The following is an 18,912-nucleotide window of genomic DNA, read 5'->3' as shown; positions in this document are numbered from 1 at the left end:
GCGCCAACCCTGAGTGATGAGCTGGCTCCAGATCCTCCTCCTTCTCGTCGCGGCATATCTCCTGATAGCCTATTATATCCGCGACCGGGGGCTGTTTCGCGATCACATTATGTTTTTTGGTCCCATCATGGGGATCAAGACCGACCGGGTCGGCTTCTTTGACTGGTTCAGGAAATTCACACCTCTGCTCAGGATCTACGCGACGCTCGGCGTCGTCATGGTGGTGCTGGTCTCGGCCTTCATGACGCTTGCTCTCGTCCTCGCGGTCCCCCAGCTGCTGGTGCATACCCCGGAGCCGACCGGGATCTACGACCCCCGGAACATCCTCGCGATACCCGGAGTCAACCAGGCGATCCCGGTCACCGCGGCCGTCATCATCGGCCTCGTGCTCACGATCGTCATCCACGAGTTCGGTCACGCGATCCTCGCACGGGTCGAGGATATGCGGGTGCGGAGCATGGGCCTTCTTATCGCCGTCATCCCGATAGGGGCGTTCGTCGAACCGGAAGAGGCCGATGTCGAAGCGGCGAAGGGGATGCCGAAGATCCGGATGTTCGGCGCCGGAATCACGAACAACATCGTCATCGGCCTCGCCTGCTTCGTGGTGATGTTCCTCCTCGTCGGGATGGCGACGCCCCTCTCCGTCCCGCTCGTCCAGGGGGTCTACAAGGACTACCCGGCTGCCGATGCAGGCATCCCCGGCTACTCGATCATCACGGGCGTGAACGGCGTTCCCGTGACGAGCCAGGAAGAGGTCTCGGCGGCGATGGAGGGGACGCGGCCGGGCGAGACGGTCACGCTGACAGCCACAAAAGACGGCGTCGAGAGCACCTACACCCTCACGCTCTCCGAGTGGCCGGAGGCGCTCGGCGGCGACCGGGACTCCGGGTTCATGGGGGTCTACTACTACAACGCCCCGGCCGTGAAGGAGCATATCGGGAACGTCGCGAACCTCGGTCTGCTCGCGCCGCTCTACCTGACGATAGCCCCGATCGACGCCTTCATCCAGGGCAACACCCAGCAGCTCGCGATCCTCCTCGCCGACACGCCCGAGCAGGTCGCCTGGGAGGAGCCGTTCCCCTTCTTCTGGGGCACGGTCCACCTCATCTTCTGGACCGGGTGGTTCAACCTGCTGGTCGGGATGTTCAACGCCATCCCGATCGTCCCGCTCGACGGCGGCTACATGATGCGAGAAGGAGTTGAGCGTGTCTTCGACCGCCTGGGCCTGTCGCGGTATGCGCAGCGGGTTGCCGCCTCGATCAGCGGGTTCGTGACGGTGATGCTGATCCTCCTCATCACGATGCCGATGATCGTCGCGGCGCTCCGGTTCGTGATGACGATCGGGTGAAACCCAGCCTGAGCTCCGGGCCGGAACCTGCACCCCCCGGGGTGCAATAGCCCCTTTTTTGCGCCTTCGGTGCTCATGCTCCGGACGTTCCGTCCATCGCATTTCGCGTGAGGCCGTATCATCCTCCCAAAATTAACTCGCGCAAAGCCGCGAAGAACGCGAAGTGCGGTACAGAAGACGTTGACACCTCTCTTCGTGCCTCGCACCTGCGGAATTCAAGCTCGCTTACGCTCGCGCTTCGCGGGGTAGCAGTTGTAGATGATAACGAGGGGTCAGCCGGGAGTCCGCCATGCACCCTTCAAGCCCCAGACCTGCAGGATCAGGAAGAAGAACCGACTTGAAACCTGCGGAGAGATCCTCCGGAAATATCTCTTTTCAAAAAGGGGTCGGGGGAGTACCCGGGTATTCAGGCATCGATGCGTTCAATTTCAGGGGGAGCACGGACGGACCAGATATCGTACTGGACAACCGGCACCCACCGGTAGGCTTCACCACCGCCCTCTACCGACCAGAATGTGTAGTGCGCGGTCGCCAGGTCACCGGCGCCGTCCAGCTGCACCCGCCCGCACAGGGGGCCCCCGGCCCCCGCTGCGGCCCATTCGAGGGCGATCTTCAACTTCGAGACGTCCGTGGTGTCGGTCTGCGTCCGAGTCATGGCTACGGTCCAGAGGGCGTCGTAGGAGGCCAGACTATAGCCATCGGGCTGCCGTCCAAGGGCATTCTGGATCTTCTGGACGGTAGCAGCATTCGCCACGGCACGTTCATATTGTCCGAACTCCGGGCCGGTGAACTTCGTCTGCGCCGCGAACCGGCCGGCATCCCCCGTCACGAGAGTATCGAGGAGGACGTTGCCGTCGCACCCGTACCACCGGACCTCCGTGAGGTTCTTCGTCTCTGCGGCCGCCTCCATGATCGCCGCAGCCTCGTCGAGGCTGATCAGGTAGACCCCGACCTTGCCCTTCCCGTGCGCCGCGATAGCCCTGCCGACCTGCAGATCGAGGTCCGTCACAGCACCGGCATAATCCTTCTCGCCCGGCACATACCGGACTCCGTCGAGGACTGTCCCGTTGCCCTTCGCAAACGACGCCGCAACAAGTTTCTCCAGCTCGTCGCCCCAGATGTCGCCGCGCGAGATCGGCACGATTGCCGTTATCCCCTCCTCTTTCAGGCAGTATGCCGTCGCATCGGCCTGGTAGGTGTCCGGCGGCACGAACCGGTAGACGTTGTCACCCGCAATCGCGAGGGACGGCGCCGTACTCATGGTGCTGATCAGGATGATCCCATGCTCGTCGGCGTAGGTCCGGGTTGCGTTCAGTTCGACACTGGTGCCGGGCCCGATGACGATCCTGACACCCTGCTTATCGAGCGCCTGCAGTTTTTCGAGAGCGACTGCGGGATCGGTCTTCGTGTCCTCGATGATCACCCCGACACGGTAGTCCGACCCGAACGCGGTGAAGTGGTCGTTGATGTCTCCTGCGGCCGTCTCGAGGGCGACCCGGCTCGCCTCTCCACCCTCGGCAAAGCCGCCGGAAAGCGGCAGAAGGGCGCCTACGACGATCTCCTGAACCGCTTCGCCCTGCTGTGCGGGGGAAGTCTGCGTACCTGTGCACCCGCAGGCAAAGACGATCGCTGCAAGGATGATGAGTATGAATGCTGATGAGACTGATCTCATAAGAATTTACTATTCAGGAGAGGGAATAACCGTTTTGCTTTATCACGGGAAGGAACAGCACGCAATAGCCGGAACGAGCCATAAAGGGGTCCGATTAGCGGATCTAAAGCATCCTGGAGTTAAAGAGGCCACAAATACGGCAGGGCGGCCCTCAACCGACAAAAAAGCGGGACAGGTCCGGGAGGAGGCTCAATCTCCTCCTTCCTTCCCGATCAGATCCCGCGACTTCATCTGCATCTCCACGTCGACGTCGGTCTCGATGCTCTTTACCGCCTCCTCCGCGCTCTGAACCGCCTCCCGGCCCGGGATATCGCCGAGGATATCCTCGGGAGGCAGTTCGACGCCTTCGGGAACCTCCGGGCTCTCGGCCGTGGCGCCGAGGTACTCGGCGGCCTGTTTGACGACGCTTGAGAGCTCGAACGGGAAGATGATCTTCGTCGCCTGGCCCTCGGCCATCTTCTTCAAGGCGTCGAGCGAGAGAACCGTGATCGCCCGCTTATCGAGCGGCCGGGCGCCGACCGAGAGGATGCGCAGCCCCTGCGCCTCACCCTGGGCCTGGAGGATCCGCGACATCCGCTCGCCCTCGGCCCGCAGGATCTTGCTCTGCCGCTCGCCCTCGGCCTCCAGGATGATGCTCTGGCGGTTACCCTCCGACCGGAGGATCGCCGCCCGCTTCTCACCGTCGGCCCGGAGGATCGCGGCACGCCGCTCCCGCTCGGCCGCGGTCTGCTCGGTCATCGCCTGCTTGACCGCGCCCACCGGGTCGACCTCCTTGATCTCCACCCGCTCGACCTTCACGCCCCAGGCGTCGGTCTCCCGGTCCAGGATATCGCGGAGGCGGGCGTTGATGACGTCCCGGTTGTAAAGGACCTCGTCGAGTTCCATATCGCCGATGATCCCTCGCAGGCTCGTCTGGGCGAGCGCCACCGTCGCCGACCGGTAGTTCATCACCTCAAAGAAGGCCTTCTCGGGATCCATCACCCGGACGTAGACGATCGCGTCTACGTTCGTCGGGGAGTTGTCCTTCGTGATCACCTCCTGCTTCGGGACGTCCATCACCTCCGTCCGGAGATCGAGTTTCTTGACCACCGTGATCAGAGGGACCACCCACCGGAAGCCGGGGTTCAGCCTCCCGACATAGCGCCCCAGCCGGATCTGGAGCCCCTGCTCGTAGGGCTGCACAATGACAACGCCCCGGGCGAAGATGATGACGATGACGAGGATGAGAAAGATCGTTATCAGGCCGGTCCACGGGATATCCAGGGTAAATAGCATACTACACAACCTCCTTTACAACAACATGCACTCCCTCGGAACGGACGACGATAACCCTTTTCCCTGCCGGGATCTCCCCGGACTCGGATCGGGCGCTCCACTCCGTGCTCATGAGCCGCACCTTCCCTTTGAGCGTCTCCGGATCGACCGGCACGACGACCGTCCCCTCGAGGCCGACGAGCGAATCCCGCGAGAGCGTCCTCGGTGGCTCCGCTCCGGGCGTCAGGCGGCCGTAGAACCAGACCGTGATCAATGCCGCTCCGAGTGCCGCGACGACCCCGACGATGAGGCCGGCAGGAGAACTGAGGATATCGACGCCGAGGAGGAGGAGGATCCCGAGGATGATCAGGACCGTCGCGGGGACGGCGATGAAGAACCCGGGTTCGTAGACCTCGACTAAGAGCAGCACCGCCCCGACCACGATCAGTATCCAGCCGAGGGCAATCCCCTCTGCAAGCATGGGGAGTGAGTCGGCATCCGGCTATAAAAGCCTGCTGAAAGGACGCAAATTCAGCCGAGGTCCACCACGGGCGTGATCCGTGGCGGGACGGTCCGCTCGACCACAAGGGGGACGCTGCCGGGCGGGGTGATGCAGAGGCGGAACGCCTCGCCGCGGGCAAGCGGACGGGAGGGGTAGACGAGCAGGTCGAACCGCTCCCCCGGCTCGAGGAGGAGATCGTCGTCCGCCTCTTGGAACGGGACGGTATGCCCCTTCCGGACGATAGTCCAGTTCCCCGGCAGCACCGGCATCTCCGTGGTCATTCCGAGGCGCTCGACCCGTTCGCGGGTTGCAACCTCGACCGTCGCCCGGCCCATATCGATGCTCCCCATATCGCCGATGAAGAGACGGACGCTGCAGGCGAGCGAGCCCATCGCTGACGGGTCGGGCCGGTCGCACCGGAGATCGGCGCCCCCGATGCTCCCGTCCGCGAGCGCGTAGCCGTAGACGTTGCCGTCGAGGACGAGGCAGTCCCCGGTCTCGCCGAGTACGAGAGGGATGAGGCCCCCCGGAGCGGCGGCGGGACCGGCAGCGGCGTGGATCGCGACTGCCGCAAGCAGGAGCGCCACGACGCCGAGGATCACCGCCTCGAGCACCGTGAGACCCCCGTCCGTCGAATCCATACAGGATCCTCGCCTGCCGGAGATATATACCCTTACGCTCTGTCCCGGAACACGTCTGAGTGGGCAAAGGCTGCCGGGGCGCCGAACGAGACCCAGGCACCGGCGGTTGCGGCCCGGAGGTATTGAAGGACGTAGGCGGCAGAGAGGGGTTCGGGCGGGACGAAGAGGCCGAGCCCGAACCAGATCGCTCCCGCCACGGCGATCCCGAAGGTGTAGCGGAGCAGGCGGACGGATCCTCCGGTCGCGGCGCAGATGCTCCCCCGGCGGTGCTCCGCCGCCGCACCGGCAGCGAACCCGAAGAAGAGCCCGGACGCCGTCACGGCGTCAAGGAGGGCGAGCGGGTGGATCGCCTCCCCGGACCGATCGAGCGCTCCCGCGGCCCAGGACGCAGGGACCTCCCAGTCGCCGAGGGACGCGAGGGCGGCAAACGAGGCCAGTGCCAGGACAAGGGAGCCCGCGAACGCGGCGAGCACCTGCCCAGATAGCGGAAGAGCGGCGACCCGGCGGCCCACCGGCTTCTCGAGGGCGAGGAACCCGGCGAGGACGAGGAGGCCGAACCCCCAGCCCGCGACGACGTCGAGAGGGTAGTGGACGCCGAGGACGACACGCGACCCTCCGATACAGAAGATCATCGCGGCCGCGAGGACCAGGAACCACCTCGCCCGGGCCTCGACGGCCAGAAGTCCCCAGAACGACGCCGCTCCCTGGGCGTGAGCGGAGGGCAGGCCGAACGAGGGGTAACTCTCGAGCGCCCGGACCTCCGGGCAGACCCAGTAGGGGCGGGGGAGGTGGAACGCAACCTTGAACGCCTCGTTTATCCCGCCCGATATCCCCATGAGGAGGGCCAGGCGGAGGCCGAGGCGCGGGTCCCGGCACCAGTAGAAGTACGCGATGACGAGGAGGTAGAGCGCCGGCAGTCCGAGGAGCGAGAAGAGCCGGGCGGGCCCCTCGAGCCACGCCGCCCCGCCCTGGACTTCCTGGATGAACGCGATCTGGAGATCGGCCATATTAGCCTGCGGGAGCGAAGTTTGCCAGCAGCTGGGGCATCGCCGCAGCAACGCCGTTGATGATGAACTGGATAGCGATGGCGAGGACGATGATCGCCATCAGTCTCGGGACGACCCGGAGCCCGGCCTCTCCGATGAGGGCGAAGATCCGGGGGCCATACAGCATCCCCACATAGGAGATGGCGAGCGCCACGATGATCCCCGCAAATACGGCGACGAGGCCCACGAGACCCTCCGGGCCCGATGCGAGCAGGATCACCGTCGTGATCGTCCCCGGACCGCACGAGAGCGGGAAGGCCAGCGGGACGATGGCGATGTTCTCGAGACTCTCGGTCGGATACGCCTCGCGTCTTGCGCTGAGCATCCCGGTCGCCACACTGATAAGGAGGATGCCGCCGGCGATCTGAAACGCCGGGACGGTGATGTTGAAGATCGAGAAGATCAACTGCCCGGTGAGAGCGAAGAAGGCGAGCACGATGAAGGCTATCTTCATCGACGTATGGATGATATCCCGGCGATCGCTCTTGCTCATCCCGTCCGTGAGCGCCGTGTAGACGGCGGTCGTAGAGGCCGGGTTCATCACCGCGGTGATCGAGGCGATCGCGACCAGACTGAACCCTACAAACCCGGCTACCTCGGCGATCAGATCCATCTTAACCGGTCACCCCAGATCATGGAGTATCATTTATCCGGACGCATAGGTAACTTACGGTTCCGGTGCCGCGGCCGCTTCGGGACCGTGGACCGCGGGGAACGCGTCGAGGAGCGCCCGCGTCAGTTCGGCCCCAAGCGACGGTTTGACGGATTCGAGCCAGAGGAAGAACCCGGCCATGTGGGGGGTCCGCCTGCTCTCGAACTTGAATCCGTCCGCCTTGCTCGGCACCATCTTGAGGTACTCCTTCTTGTCTCTCGTCCGCAGGTAGAGGATCGGCCGGTACTCCGGGATGTTCACGGCGAGGATCACCTTCGAGAACTGCTTCTGGATCGTGTCCGGGTCGTAGGTCTTGCCCTTGACGCGGATGGGATAACGGGCATCGAGCATCCGGACGGCCGAGGGGTAGAGCCCGCCGAAGAGGACCTTTTTTACGATCGGGGGAATCTCGTCCGGGGTGCCGAGTTCCCCGACACCGCGATCGGTCGTGACGGCGGCGATGATGCTCTGCATCCGCTCGTCGTGGAGCTGCTTGTAGTCGAACGGCCGCCGGGGGGGTATATCGGCGATCGAGACCAGTTTCTCGTGCTTGATCCTGCGGGTGGAGCTCTGCTTCAGGTCCCTCGGCCGGATCAGGGCCTTTAAGTCCTCGCACGTGGGGGTGGTGAGGAGGACGTTGTCGGGCTCGCGGAGGAGGCGGCGGACGACGGCCGTCCGGGAGATGTCGACCGAGGAGATGAGGAGGAACGGGACGGTCGGTTGCCCGTAGAGGTAGCCGAGGAGCTGTTTCTTGTAGCGGATCTCCGCCTCGAACTCTTTTAGGTCGGCAGGGGAGGTGATGATCTCCCCGAACGTCAGCGCGCCGGTATGATCGACGAGCATCATATCGACCTCGGCGAGATCCTGGCCGTTTCCCCTGACCTTGATGTCGCCGATGTTCGAGTAGAAGAGCCCGTTCTGACCGAGCTGCGCGCGCCGGACCTTCGCGGGACCGTCGGCCCCGCGGGCCACGACGGAGAGGATGAGGTCGGTCTGCAGCGAGAGATCCAGGATCATCTCGTAGACGATCGCCTCAAACCACCGCCCTTCGGCGGTCCGCATCTCGGGAATATCCTCGGAGAAGAGCTTTTTTCGGTCGGCGGGGCGCAGGTGGCGCAGCGCTCTCATGATGGTCGCTCGCGTAGGCTGGAGCGAGTTGAAGTTCTTGTCGAGCCACGTAATCATCTGTAACATTCGTTCCACGCAACTTGGGTATTGTTATCGTATTGAGGACCGGATGGAGGTCAGAGCACTCTCTGACAGGAGAGTCTATCATCCAATGAGTGCTCATAGAGTTTCCGGTCTCCTCTGCTATGAAATTACGCATGCACCCCCACCGGAAGGGGGGGCAGGGGGAGTGGAGTCTCCGGCGATCACTCGTAACGGAGCGCCTCGATCGGGTTCTTCTGCGCGGCGCTCCACGCGGGGTAAAGCCCGGCGACGATGCTCGCCGCCACCCCGAACGCCATTCCGAAGGCGACGTACCCGGCCACCGCGGGACCGAGCATGCCGGCGCTCCCCGATACGGCGAAGTCCGTGAAGAATTCGGCTACGGAGGCGCTGACGTAATAGCCGACGGCCACGCTGATGATCCCGCCGACGAGGCTCCCCGCGACGCCGAGGATCAGGCTTTCGTAGAGGAACATGAGGAGAACCTGGCGCCTCGTCACCCCGATACTCCGCATCAGGCCGATCTCCGCCGTCCGCTCCGTGACCGAGATGATCATGACGTTTAAGATGCTCACGCTCGCCACGAAGAGGGAGACTGCCCCTATACCGAGGAGGAAGATGTTGATGGCGTCGAAGGTCTCATAGTAGAGCTCCAGGATCTCACGCGAATCTAAGACGTCCACGACGTCCCTCCTGCGGTTGACCTGCTGGTCGATAGCGTCCTTCACCCCCTCGATCGCCGCGAGATCGCCGACCTTCACGACGACCCGGCTGTATTCCTGAGAGCCGTGCCGCGCCGCATACCACTCCTCCGTGACGATGAGGGCGTAATCGGGGTTGATGTCGATCCCCATCCCCCGCTCCGCCGCGACCCCCGCGACGCGGACGCTCTCCCCGCCGACCTCGATACGGCTGCCAGGGTGCAGGTCGAACTCTTCGGCGAGGAGCGCGCCCACCATCACTCCCGGCGACCGTGCCTGCGGGTAGAGGCCCGCCTCCCGCTCGATCAGGAAGGGGATGTCGTCTGACTGCAGGGCGTAGACCGTGACATAGCCCTCCGTATCCCGGATCCGGACCCGATCCGAGGCGAGGATCATGGGAATGACCCGGTGCTGCCCGGCGGCCCTCTCCACCAGTCTCACGGTCTCGTCGGAGATGCGTGCCGCAAGGGTGTTCCGGGGGTCGAAGGGGTCGCCGCTCGATATCGCGAGGTGCGGGGTGACGAGGACGGTGTCGCTCACGTCGGCGACCATCCCCCCGACAAGCGCCGAGAGGCTGGCCCCCACGATGCCGAGGGAGGCGATCGCGACGACGCCGATGATGATTCCGACCGTTGCGAGGACCGAGCGAACCCGGTGCCGCCGGAGGTTGCGCAACGCGAGGCTCAGGAACAGCATACTCCGACCTACCCCTCACTTCTGCCGCATCGCCTCGATCGGGGAGAGCTGCGAGGCTCTCCACGCCGGGTAGAACCCGGCGGCGATGCTTGTCCCGATACCGAACGCCATCCCGAAGACGATGTACCCCGCCGCGCTGAGGTCGAGGACCGTGAAGTTCTCGCCGAAGGTCGTCCCGGCCGTGAAGACCTCGACCGCGGCGACGCTGATCAGGTAGCCGGCGGCTGCGCTCATGATCCCCCCGACGAGGCTCCCGACGAGGCCGAGGATCAGCGCTTCATAGAGGAACATCCGGAGGATATCCTGCCGGAGGATGCCGATGCTCCGCATGACCCCGATCTCCCGGATCCGTTCGGCGACCGAGATGTACATGACGTTTAAGATGTTGACGGCGGCGATGAGGAGGGATATACCCCCGATCCCGACGAGGAAGACCGTGATCTGCTGGTAGATCTCCTCGTACTGCCGGAGCATCTCGCGGGAGTCGAAGATGTCCACCACCTCGTCGCGCCGGTTGAGCCGGCTCTCCACCGCCTCCTTCACGGCGTCGATCTGGTTCACGTCGCCGACCCTGACGATGACCATCGAGTAGCCGCGCCCTGCCCCGAAATGGTTCTCGTACCAGCCGTCGGGCACGACAACCGCGTAATCCGGGTTTATATCGGCGGCAAACCCGCGCTCCGCGAGGACGCCGGCAACCCGGACGTTCTCGCCCCCGATCGCGATCCTCGAGCCGGGGCTTATACCGTACTCCCGGGCGAGGTGGGTCCCGACGAGCGCTCCGGGCTGGTTCTGCCGGGGATACTGCCCCTCTGCGAGGTCGAGGAGGAAGGGGATATCCTCCGACGCAAGCCCGATGATCTGGGCGTACCCGCTCTCGCCGCGGCCGAACTCCACCTCGTCGGCCCCCTGGAGCACCGGGATCGTCCTGTGCGGGTTTGCCGCCCGCCGGATCTCCTCGACCTCGCGGGCGGGGATGGCGGCGTCCACCGCCGTCCGCGGGTCTCCTGCGAAGGTCCCGCCGATCGCGGTATGGGGCGTGATCACGACGGTGTCCCCGACGTCCGTGATGACGTTCGCGACGAGGAGGTTGATGCTGTTGCCCATGATGCCGAGGGAGGCGATCGCGACGACGCCGATGATGATCCCGATGATCGAGAGCGACGAGCGGATCCAGTGCCGCCGCAGGTTCCTTGCCGCGAACGAAAAAAGCATCACGCGATCCTCCCGTCGACGATCCGGATCGTGCGGCGGGCGTATTCCGCGACCCGCGGGTCGTGGGTGACCATGACGATCGTCTTGCCCTCCCGGTTCTCCTCCGCGAGGAGGTCCATGATCGCGGTCCCGGTCTTCGAGTCCAGGTTCCCGGTCGGTTCGTCGCAGAGGAGGAGGTCGGGGTCGTTGACGAGCGCCCGGGCGATCGCCACCCGCTGCTGCTGGCCGCCCGAGAGCTCGCCGGGCTTGTGGGTGAAGTGCGATGCGGAGAGATCCACGGCCGCGAGGACCTCCTCGGCCCGACGACGGCTCTCGGCCCGGCCGGTGGTGAGGACGATCGGGAACTCGACGTTCTCGACCGCCGAGAGAAGCGGGATGAGGTTGAACTGCTGGAAGACGAATCCGATCCGGTCCCGCCGGAGCCGGGTGAGGTCGTCGTCGCCGAGCCCGGAGATGTCCTGGCCGGCAAGGTAGATCCTCCCCGTGGTCGGGACGTCGAGGCAGCCCATCATGTTTAAGAGCGTCGATTTCCCGGATCCCGACGGTCCCATCACGGCGATGAACTCGCCGGGCTCCACGGTGAGGGAGACGTGGTCGAGCGCCGTGAGATCGCCGGCCGGGAGGCGGTAGATCTTGCTGACGTCCTCGAACCGGATGATGGGCTCGCCGCTCATCGCCGCCTTCTCCGGTAATACCAGATCGCCGCCGCAGCGGCGAGGAGCGCAAGGACTACGGCGACGGCGGCGGCGACAGGCACTCCCGCGGCACCGCCGTCCTCCGCGGTCCGGTTCACGAGCGAGACGGGGATCGACGTCGTATAGCGGTTGCCGTCGTCGTCCCGGTACTCGACGACGACCGGGACCTCGTTCGTGCCGCTATCTGCCCGGAACGTCACCTCGAACGTGGAGATGTCGTCGGGGTCGAGCGTCCCGACGACATAGACGCGGAAGGGGTCGATGGGTGTCGCCGGGGGACCGGGGCTGACGAGGACCGACCGCGCGGGACGGAGCCCGGCGTTCATGACGTCGCCCGCGATCCGGTAGCCGTCCCCGGCGGCGGGCACGACCTCGATATTGGTGATGATCAGGTCGGCCTCGCGCCGGTCCTCGCCGAACACGACCGGCAGGACGAGATCGGCGGTATGGGTATTGATGCCGTTGCGCCAGACCACCTGGAACGTGACGTCCGTCTCCGCCGCCGGGGTCAGGTTGAAGAGGACGGTCGCCGTGCCGTCGGGCGGGAGGCTGCCGACGAACGCGCCGCCGGCCGGGACGACGGTGAAGTTCGTCCCGGCCGGGACGACCTGGACGCCTGATGCGGCGTTCGGGCGCGGGTTACCCACCCTGACGGTGATGTGCGCCGTCCGGCCTTCGACGAAGGCGTCGGGCTTCGCGACCACCGATGCGCTGAGCGGGGTGTCCTCGACCCGGACAGGGACCGGGTAGCGGAGGCTGCCGCCGTCGCGGAAGTCAAGGACGAACGTGGGGTAGAACGTCCCCTCCCCGCCGTCCGCCCGGACGGTGAAGGTGAACGTCTTCACGACGCCGGGACCGAGCTCCCCGACCGCCGGATAGGGGTCGCTCGCGGCCACGACCCCGTTGCCGTAGAGCCGGGCGCTCCTGACGTCGACGATCTCGGCGCCGTTGTTCTGGATCACGACCGTGAGCGTCCCGGTATCGCCGCGCATCAGGACCGGCGGGTCGACGGCCACGGTGGTCACGGTGACATCCGCCGGACCGGCAGAGGCCGCGGGCGCGAGGGCGCATAGCAGGGCGAGCAGGACCAGCAGGCCCGGGCATCTCCTCCTGCCGTCTCCGGGCAGGTAACTTTCGACCGTCATATCACTCTCTCCTGACGGCACCCCATAGTTGCCGGTCCGTCATAGCCGTTTGGATCCCGGATAGCCGGTCGCCAGAGACTCTCCATATCAACCGGTACGGGAGAACCGGCAGTTCAAGATTTTCCCGTACATGTACGGGACCAGACCCTTCCCGACGGTCTGGGCCCGCGCGGGGTCCGGGCGAGAGCGGGGGCAGGCACTACCGGGCGCAACGACCCGTCGCACCTCCCGCGAGCACCGGGGTGCCTGCCTGCCGGACGGCCCCCCGCCCTCCCGGCACAACGCCTTTGTTGCCCCAAGACGATAAAGGTACGAAAGAGTCGCCGACCACGAGGAGGAAAATGGGACAGAATACCATCTATATCATTGGCCACAAGCAGCCCGACACCGATAGCATCTGCAGCGTCATCGGTTACGCCGAACTCTTGAACCACGCCGAGCCGGGGAAGTACATTGCGGCCCGGTGCGGCGAAGTGAACCCGGAGACGCGGTTTGCCCTTGAGACGTTCAAGACCGCCGCCCCGGTCTACATCGCAAGCGTCGAGCCCACGGTCTCGGATATACCGCTCGATACCCGGAGCGTCAGGCAGGACGTCCCGACGGTCGACGTCGCCGCCCTGATGGACACCTACGATATGCGGAACATGCCGATCACGAACGGCGACCAGACCCTGGTCGGCCTCGTCAGCGAGTACGGTCTCGCCCGGTCCTACGTCCGGAAGAACCCGCGGGAGCAGCTCTCGCTCATCCCGATGCCGCTCGAGACCCTCGCGCGCATCCTCGACGCCAGGACGGTCGTCCAGGCACGCGAGACCCTCGGCGAGGGGCGGGTCTATACCGTCATCGACGCCCTGCACGTCACCCTCTCGCGGATGACGCCGGACGATATCGCGATCGTCGGGGACAACGAACCAGCGCAGCTCGCCCTGATCTCGGCGGGCGTCGCCGCGCTCGTCATCGCCGAAGGGGCGCCGGTGGGGGAGCGGGTTATCGCCGCGGCCCGGGCGCGGGGGGCCTCGGTCCTCGCGACGACGCTCGACGCCTTCAGCGTCGGCAAGATGATCAGCCTCTCGCTCCCCGCGCGGATGATCATGGAGACCGACGTCCCCACGGTGCGGCTGGAGGACTCGCTTGAGTACGCAAAAGGGATCGTCTCGAACTCCAAGTTCAGGACGGCCTGCGTCGTCGGGGACGCCAGACAGCATATCGGGCTCATATCCCGGACGACGCTGATGCAGGAGGTCCAGAAATCCGTGATCCTCCTCGACCACAACGAGTACTCCCAGGCCGTGGACGGGATCGAGCAGGCGGATATCCTCGAGATCATCGACCACCACCGCCTCGGCGCGATCTCGACCTTAAAGCCAGTGAAGTTCCTCAACGATCCCGTGGGCTCGACCTCGACGATCGTCGCGAACAAGTTCATCGAGGCCGACGTGGAGCCCACGCCCGCGACCGCCGGCCTCCTCCTCTCGGGAGTCCTCTCCGACACGATGGTGATGAAACTCTCGACGACCACGCCGGCGGACGTCCGGGCGGCGGACTATCTCGCGGGGATCGCCGGGGTCGACCCGGCCGAGTTCGGGCCGGAGCTGATCCGGAAGGGCATGGATCTTGACGCCCTCCCCAAAGAGGAACTCCTCACCCGGGACATGAAGCGCTACAACCTCTTCGGGCGGAGCATCATGGTCTCGCAGGTGATGACGTCGTCGTTTGCCTTCGCAGAGACCCATGCCGACGTGATCCGGGCCGAACTCGAGCACCTCCGGGTAGCGATGGGGGTCGACTGCTACTTCGCCCTCTTCACGAACGTCTTTGAGAACGCAAGCGACCTTTTCGCCGCCGGGGACGAGGCCTGCATCACCAGACTGGAACTGCGGGACCAGCCCGTCCGGCTCGAAGGCGTGATGTCGCGGAAAAAAGATTTTATCCCGAGGTTCGGGCAGATGTTCCGGCAGCTCTAGCCGCCGGGGCACCTGATACTTCCCATCCTTCGCGTTAGATCGTATCGCCGTCTGCACCAGTTATCCCACGCGAAGCCGCGAAGAACGCGAAGTTTAGGAGACGGGTGACACTCCCCTTCGCGGCTTCGCGTGAGGCTCTACTATTACCCTCTACTACCGGCTCACTCGTTCTTCTTCCTGAGTACCCCGGCAGCGTAACGTGCAAGGGGGTAGATGCCGTCGGTCGAGGGGTGGATCTCGACGATATCGTCGAAATCGTCGACGGTGACGCCCCGCTTCATCAGGTAACCGATGTAGGAGAGGAGGGTCGATGCGCCGGGAACACCGGCGGCGGCGCCGACGATCCTCCCGGTCTCCGGGTCGACCCGGATCTGCGCAACGCCCGCCCAGCCGCCCGCGACGTCCCAGAACGAGCCGGGGCCCGCGGGAGCGGGAGCCGAGAGGGTGAGGCCGCCGGCGCCGGCAGTGGCGAACGCGTAGTCGTAGCGGAGACTCATCGCCCACGGGATGCCCGTATAGTCCATGACCGTCTCGTGGCCGAGGATGTTCTCGGCCGCCACCACTCCCTCCCGGCGGGCCGCCGGGGTGAGGTAGGGCGGGCCGATGACGTCGCCTGCGGCGTAGACGCCCTCAACGCTCGTCCGCATCCGTGAGTCGACGGTGACCGCCCCGTCCGGGCCTTTCTCGAGGCCCTGCAGCGACTCCGACCGGGGGACGAGCCCGGTGGCGAGCATGACGGCGTCGGCCTCGATCTCCTCCCCGTCTCCGAGGACGACCGACCGGACCCTGCCCGCCCCCTCGATGCTCGCGACGGGGGTCTGCTCGCGGATGCCGATCCCGGAGAGATCGCGCAGCGCGGCGGCGCGCACCTTCGGATCGAGGTTCCCGAGCAGCCCGTGCCGGGCGACGATCTCGACCTCCGCCCCGAAAGCGCGGAAGACGTGGGCGAACTCCGCCGCCACCACCCCGCCGCCGACGATGACCATCCGCCGGGGGAGGTCGGGCATCGCGGGAAGCGTCCGGTAGGTGTAGACGCCGGAGAGGCTGGTGCCGGGGATATCGGGGACGGCCGGGCGCGACCCGGTGGCCGCGAGGACCGCGTCCGCCCGGACCTCCTCGTCGTCGATATAGACGCGGTTCCCCTCGAGCCGGCCTTCCGCACCATAGATCACCTCGACCCCCGCCCGGCGGGTCTCGGCGTCGAGGACCGAGGAGAGTTTCTCCTGCACCTCGCAGATCCTCCTCCGTATCGCCGGGTAGGAGACCGCGGGGACCGTATCAAGGATCCCGAGGTCCTTCTGGGTCCGGGCGTACTCGACGAGCCGGGCGACGTCGTTCAAGGCGCAGATGGTCATGCACCGCTCGTGCAGGCACTGACCCCCGATCTTGCGCTGCTCGATCAGCCGGACCTCCGCCCCGGCCTGCGCGAGGCGCATCGCCCCAAGCCTCCCTGCGGGTCCGCCGCCGATGACGACAAACATGGCAACCTACAGCAGCTCGACACCCTCGTCCATCGGCATCGAGAGGATCTCGCCGGTGAACCCGTTGACCTCGACGATCTTGCTCCCGCCCCGCACCTGCCAGACCGGCACGTAGACGGTCTCAAGGTTGACATTGATGTTGCTCCGGTCGGGTTTGAGAGTCTTTTCCTCGTAGAAGATGGCGTCGCCCTTCTCGTAGCGGAACCGGATCCGCTGGGTGAGCCGTTCGATGACCTCCCGCACGATCTGGTCCTCGACATCCTCCCGCACGAGCCGGCCGGGCACGATCTCGGAGCCGAAGGGGACCGGCCCGGACTCGACGGTACCGGGATCGAGGTCCATCCTGATGCCGTTGATGGCGTTGACGGCCCCGGAGCCTTCGGCGTCGAAGGAGACCAGCCGGTCTTTTATCTCGCGCTCGCCGGTGCTGACGTAACGGTAGCACCAGTACGGGATGAACCGGCACTTCGCCGACCCGTGCAGCCCGGCGATGCCGCAGGCGCGCTTCTCAGTGACCCGGAGGGGGAGGTGCGGGAGCTCCGGCCCCTCCTCCGACTCCTGCTCCGCCGGCGCACCGATCGCTCCTCCAGCCGGCTCGCCCCGGAACGCCGTCGACGGCCGGGGCAGGTCCAGGGTCAGGCTCTCCCCGAGCACCTCTGCAAGCACGGCCCGGCCCGCGTAGCGGGCGAGCTCGTCCGCACCCCACCGGATGCAGTCCTCCGTCTGCACCGCCGGATCGAGGGTGAAGAGCAGCTTCCTGCAGACCAGGTCGTCGCCGGAGGTGCGCAGCCGGTAAGTCATCGAATCAAACTTCTCGATCGTCTCCGGGTCGTCGGAGCAGAGCACCACGATGACGTCCTCTTCTCCGATTGCGGAGAGATCCAGCGGCTCGCCGACCTCCTCGACATCGTAGGAGGCTGCCGTGAGGATCCGCTTCAGCACATTCCGGGCTTTTTCCCGAGTCCCACTCTCCATTCATCGTATAATATCGCAGGAAGGTAGAACAAGTTTTGCATCCGTTTCGGACGATGAGAGCCGTGATCGGTACGGGCATCGTCCGGCCGGCACGAGAGACCGGAGTTATCGGTTGTCACGAGGGTATGGCCCCAATCAGGAGACTTCAATGGGGAGCAACACTTTTTTCCCCTGCCGCACGAGAGATCAGATGATGCATGTCCCCCTGAAGTTCACCAACCACCGTATCGAGGAGTACGCGCTCAGGGTGACCTACCGCCCGGAGGACGACACCGGGGCGATCATCTACAACCTCTCGCTCATCGAGAGCGGCGACCTCGAGTTCGCGCTCTCCATCATGAAAGAGGCGCACCGCGCCGGCATCACCATCAGTGACCGGATCCGGGTTGCCGGGCCGGGAGAACAGGTCGGCGGCTATATGGTGCCGGAGGGCAAGCACGCGATCTGCACGATGTGCAGCATCACGCTCGACGCGCTCCTTCTACGGCACGGCATCCCGATCAACCCGATCGGAGGCGGGGTCGTCGAGGTCGAAGGACGGGTGGCGCAACGGTTCACGAGCATGATCCTCTACCGCGACACCACGCTCGACCCGCTCGAGGTCCTGATTTCCCAGAAGACCACGTCGATCCTGGATGTCATGCGCAGCGGGAACGGCAACATCCTCGCGAACCTCCGCGAGTGCCACATGGAGGCCGAACCGCTCATGGGGGCGGTGCTCGACGAGCTCGGGGCCATGGGGTTCTCCGGCATCCTGGACGTCGGCGTCCCGAACGCCCCGCTGCTCGGGGTCCCGGTGAGCCCGCAATACGTCGGCGTGGCGATGGTCGGGGGCACGAACGCCCTTGCGGCCGTCAGGGAGGCGGGGCGGCCGGTGGTGACCAGGGCGCTCAAAGGGTTGATCGATATCAGGGAGATGGGCTACCTGGAGGATCACTGAACGGCAGCCCTCGCCCGCTCCGCGACGCTGGCGATGTGCCGCCTGACAAACTGGACAAATCCCGCGGACTCGGAGTAGAGAGCCGAGGGCTGCTCTCCACTCGAACCCAGCCAGAGCAGCGTCCGGGCGTTGTCCACTAAAAAGACACCTGACTTTTCGTACGGCAGCAGTTTCCCCTGCGGGGAATAGGCCTCGCACCGGGCCGCAAGGGGGAGGATATGGATGCCGAACCCGGAAGGCTGCTCGCCCTGCCAGGAGTCCGTGACGATATCGACCTGGACGGAGCCGGGAACGGCGTTGAGGATCGGGAGCACGTTTTCCTCCAGGAGATCGCACGCCGCGAGCACCTCAACGCTCAGTTCCGCGCTCCGGAACATCTCCGCAAGACGGGTCTTGATATTCTCCTCTCCGTAAACGGTCCAGATCAGTTCCTGGGTGCCCCGGGCCTCCGGCACCTTCTCCCGGTAAAGGGCGTTGAGAGCCTCCCTGGCGCTCTCCGCGTCGCTCTCGATCCGGCGCATCAGGTTCTCCACGCCCTGGTCGGGAGGGATCGCATCGAACCGCTTGGGCGTGGTGTGCGAGACGCTGACCAGTTCTTTCTGGACGAGCCGGTCGAGGACCGGGTAGACGGACGCGCGCGGTACCCCGGAGGTCTCGTGGATCTCTGTCGCGGTCGCACCGGCCACCCTGAGAAGGCCGATATACACGAGGGCTTCGTACTTCGTAAGTCCCAGTGATTTAAGAGATTCGAGGAGGTTGCCTGGAAGATCCCGGGAAGCATTCATGCCAGTATGTATATATACCCTCCAGGGATA

The 18,912-nt window shown here is 65.5% G+C and carries 17 protein-coding genes; 3 read left to right on the top strand and 14 right to left on the bottom strand.

Annotation, left to right across the window (positions count from 1 at the left end; genetic code table 11):
* The first annotated feature begins 16 nt into the window (after window positions 1-16).
* The gene (locus F8E02_RS05590; protein ID WP_317064498.1) at window positions 17-1,348 is read left to right on the top strand and encodes a site-2 protease family protein; all 1,332 of its coding nucleotides are present in this window, start codon (window positions 17-19) and stop codon (window positions 1,346-1,348) included.
* A 406-nt stretch (window positions 1,349-1,754) separates the two neighbouring features.
* Here the strand turns inward: F8E02_RS05590 and F8E02_RS05585 are convergent, their stop codons facing one another.
* The 11 genes from F8E02_RS05585 to F8E02_RS05535 all read right to left on the bottom strand — a co-directional run bounded on the left by F8E02_RS05585 (window position 1,755) and on the right by F8E02_RS05535 (window position 12,737).
* On the bottom strand, window positions 1,755-3,020 hold the full coding sequence (locus F8E02_RS05585) for an ABC transporter substrate-binding protein (RefSeq protein WP_317064497.1): 1,266 nt from the start codon (window positions 3,018-3,020) through the stop codon (window positions 1,755-1,757).
* 189 nt (window positions 3,021-3,209) lie between these two features.
* Window positions 3,210-4,295, bottom strand: a complete 1,086-nt coding sequence (locus tag F8E02_RS05580) for an SPFH domain-containing protein (protein ID WP_317064496.1) — start codon at window positions 4,293-4,295, stop codon at window positions 3,210-3,212.
* A gap of 1 nt (window position 4,296) precedes the next feature.
* Complete coding sequence (locus F8E02_RS05575) at window positions 4,297-4,755, bottom strand: NfeD family protein (protein ID WP_317064495.1); 459 nt, start codon at window positions 4,753-4,755, stop codon at window positions 4,297-4,299.
* Window positions 4,756-4,805: 50 nt separating this feature from the next.
* Window positions 4,806-5,417: a hypothetical protein gene (locus F8E02_RS05570; protein WP_317064494.1), complete on the bottom strand. Its 612-nt coding sequence runs from the start codon at window positions 5,415-5,417 to the stop codon at window positions 4,806-4,808.
* Between the two features lie 32 nt (window positions 5,418-5,449).
* Complete coding sequence (locus F8E02_RS05565) at window positions 5,450-6,424, bottom strand: phosphatase PAP2 family protein (protein WP_317064493.1); 975 nt, start codon at window positions 6,422-6,424, stop codon at window positions 5,450-5,452.
* Window position 6,425: 1 nt separating this feature from the next.
* Window positions 6,426-7,076 (bottom strand): MarC family protein, encoded by a 651-nt coding sequence (locus F8E02_RS05560; protein WP_317064492.1) that lies wholly within the window; start codon window positions 7,074-7,076, stop codon window positions 6,426-6,428.
* 54 nt (window positions 7,077-7,130) lie between these two features.
* Window positions 7,131-8,309 carry a hypothetical protein gene (locus tag F8E02_RS05555; protein ID WP_317064491.1) on the bottom strand — a complete coding sequence of 393 codons (1,179 nt, stop codon included), beginning with the start codon at window positions 8,307-8,309 and terminating at the stop codon, window positions 7,131-7,133.
* 179 nt (window positions 8,310-8,488) lie between these two features.
* Window positions 8,489-9,682, bottom strand: coding sequence for an ABC transporter permease (locus tag F8E02_RS05550; protein ID WP_317064490.1), 1,194 nt, complete (start codon window positions 9,680-9,682; stop codon window positions 8,489-8,491).
* A 15-nt stretch (window positions 9,683-9,697) separates the two neighbouring features.
* Window positions 9,698-10,897 (bottom strand): ABC transporter permease, encoded by a 1,200-nt coding sequence (locus F8E02_RS05545; protein ID WP_317064488.1) that lies wholly within the window; start codon window positions 10,895-10,897, stop codon window positions 9,698-9,700.
* Window positions 10,897-11,571, bottom strand: a complete 675-nt coding sequence (locus F8E02_RS05540; RefSeq protein ID WP_317064487.1) for an ABC transporter ATP-binding protein — start codon at window positions 11,569-11,571, stop codon at window positions 10,897-10,899. Before F8E02_RS05540 ends, F8E02_RS05545 begins: the two co-directional genes overlap by 1 nt.
* Window positions 11,568-12,737: a COG1361 S-layer family protein gene (locus F8E02_RS05535; RefSeq protein WP_317064486.1), complete on the bottom strand. Its 1,170-nt coding sequence runs from the start codon at window positions 12,735-12,737 to the stop codon at window positions 11,568-11,570. The genes F8E02_RS05540 and F8E02_RS05535 overlap by 4 nt, the downstream gene beginning before the upstream one ends.
* A 341-nt stretch (window positions 12,738-13,078) precedes the next feature.
* On the opposite strand from F8E02_RS05535, the gene F8E02_RS05530 reads away from it, so the two are divergent.
* Entirely contained in the window at window positions 13,079-14,701 is a 1,623-nt protein-coding gene (locus F8E02_RS05530; protein WP_317064485.1) for a putative manganese-dependent inorganic diphosphatase, read from the top strand.
* 161 nt (window positions 14,702-14,862) lie between these two features.
* On the opposite strand, the gene F8E02_RS05525 is transcribed toward F8E02_RS05530, so the two are convergent.
* Together F8E02_RS05525 and F8E02_RS05520 are read right to left on the bottom strand one after the other, a co-directional pair.
* Window positions 14,863-16,182 (bottom strand): dihydrolipoyl dehydrogenase family protein, encoded by a 1,320-nt coding sequence (locus F8E02_RS05525; protein WP_317064484.1) that lies wholly within the window; start codon window positions 16,180-16,182, stop codon window positions 14,863-14,865.
* Between the two features lie 6 nt (window positions 16,183-16,188).
* Window positions 16,189-17,157: a hypothetical protein gene (locus tag F8E02_RS05520; RefSeq protein ID WP_317064483.1), complete on the bottom strand. Its 969-nt coding sequence runs from the start codon at window positions 17,155-17,157 to the stop codon at window positions 16,189-16,191.
* A gap of 193 nt (window positions 17,158-17,350) precedes the next feature.
* Here F8E02_RS05520 and F8E02_RS05515 point away from each other — a divergent pair, with 193 nt between their 5' ends.
* A complete protein-coding gene (locus tag F8E02_RS05515; protein ID WP_317065155.1) occupies window positions 17,351-18,097 on the top strand; it encodes a DUF128 domain-containing protein in 747 nt (248 codons plus the stop codon).
* Here the strand turns inward: F8E02_RS05515 and F8E02_RS05510 are convergent.
* On the bottom strand, window positions 18,091-18,882 hold the full coding sequence (locus F8E02_RS05510; protein ID WP_317064482.1) for a TrmB family transcriptional regulator: 792 nt from the start codon (window positions 18,880-18,882) through the stop codon (window positions 18,091-18,093). The two genes, F8E02_RS05515 and F8E02_RS05510, sit on opposite strands and share 7 nt — an antisense overlap.
* Window positions 18,883-18,912 lie beyond the last annotated feature (30 nt).

Origin of the sequence: Methanoculleus caldifontis (assembly GCF_032842345.1) — an archaeon.
Taxonomy (GTDB): domain Archaea; phylum Halobacteriota; class Methanomicrobia; order Methanomicrobiales; family Methanoculleaceae; genus Methanoculleus; species Methanoculleus caldifontis.
Note: the sequence above shows the minus strand (reverse complement) of the source record. Positions and strands in the feature narration are given on the sequence as shown.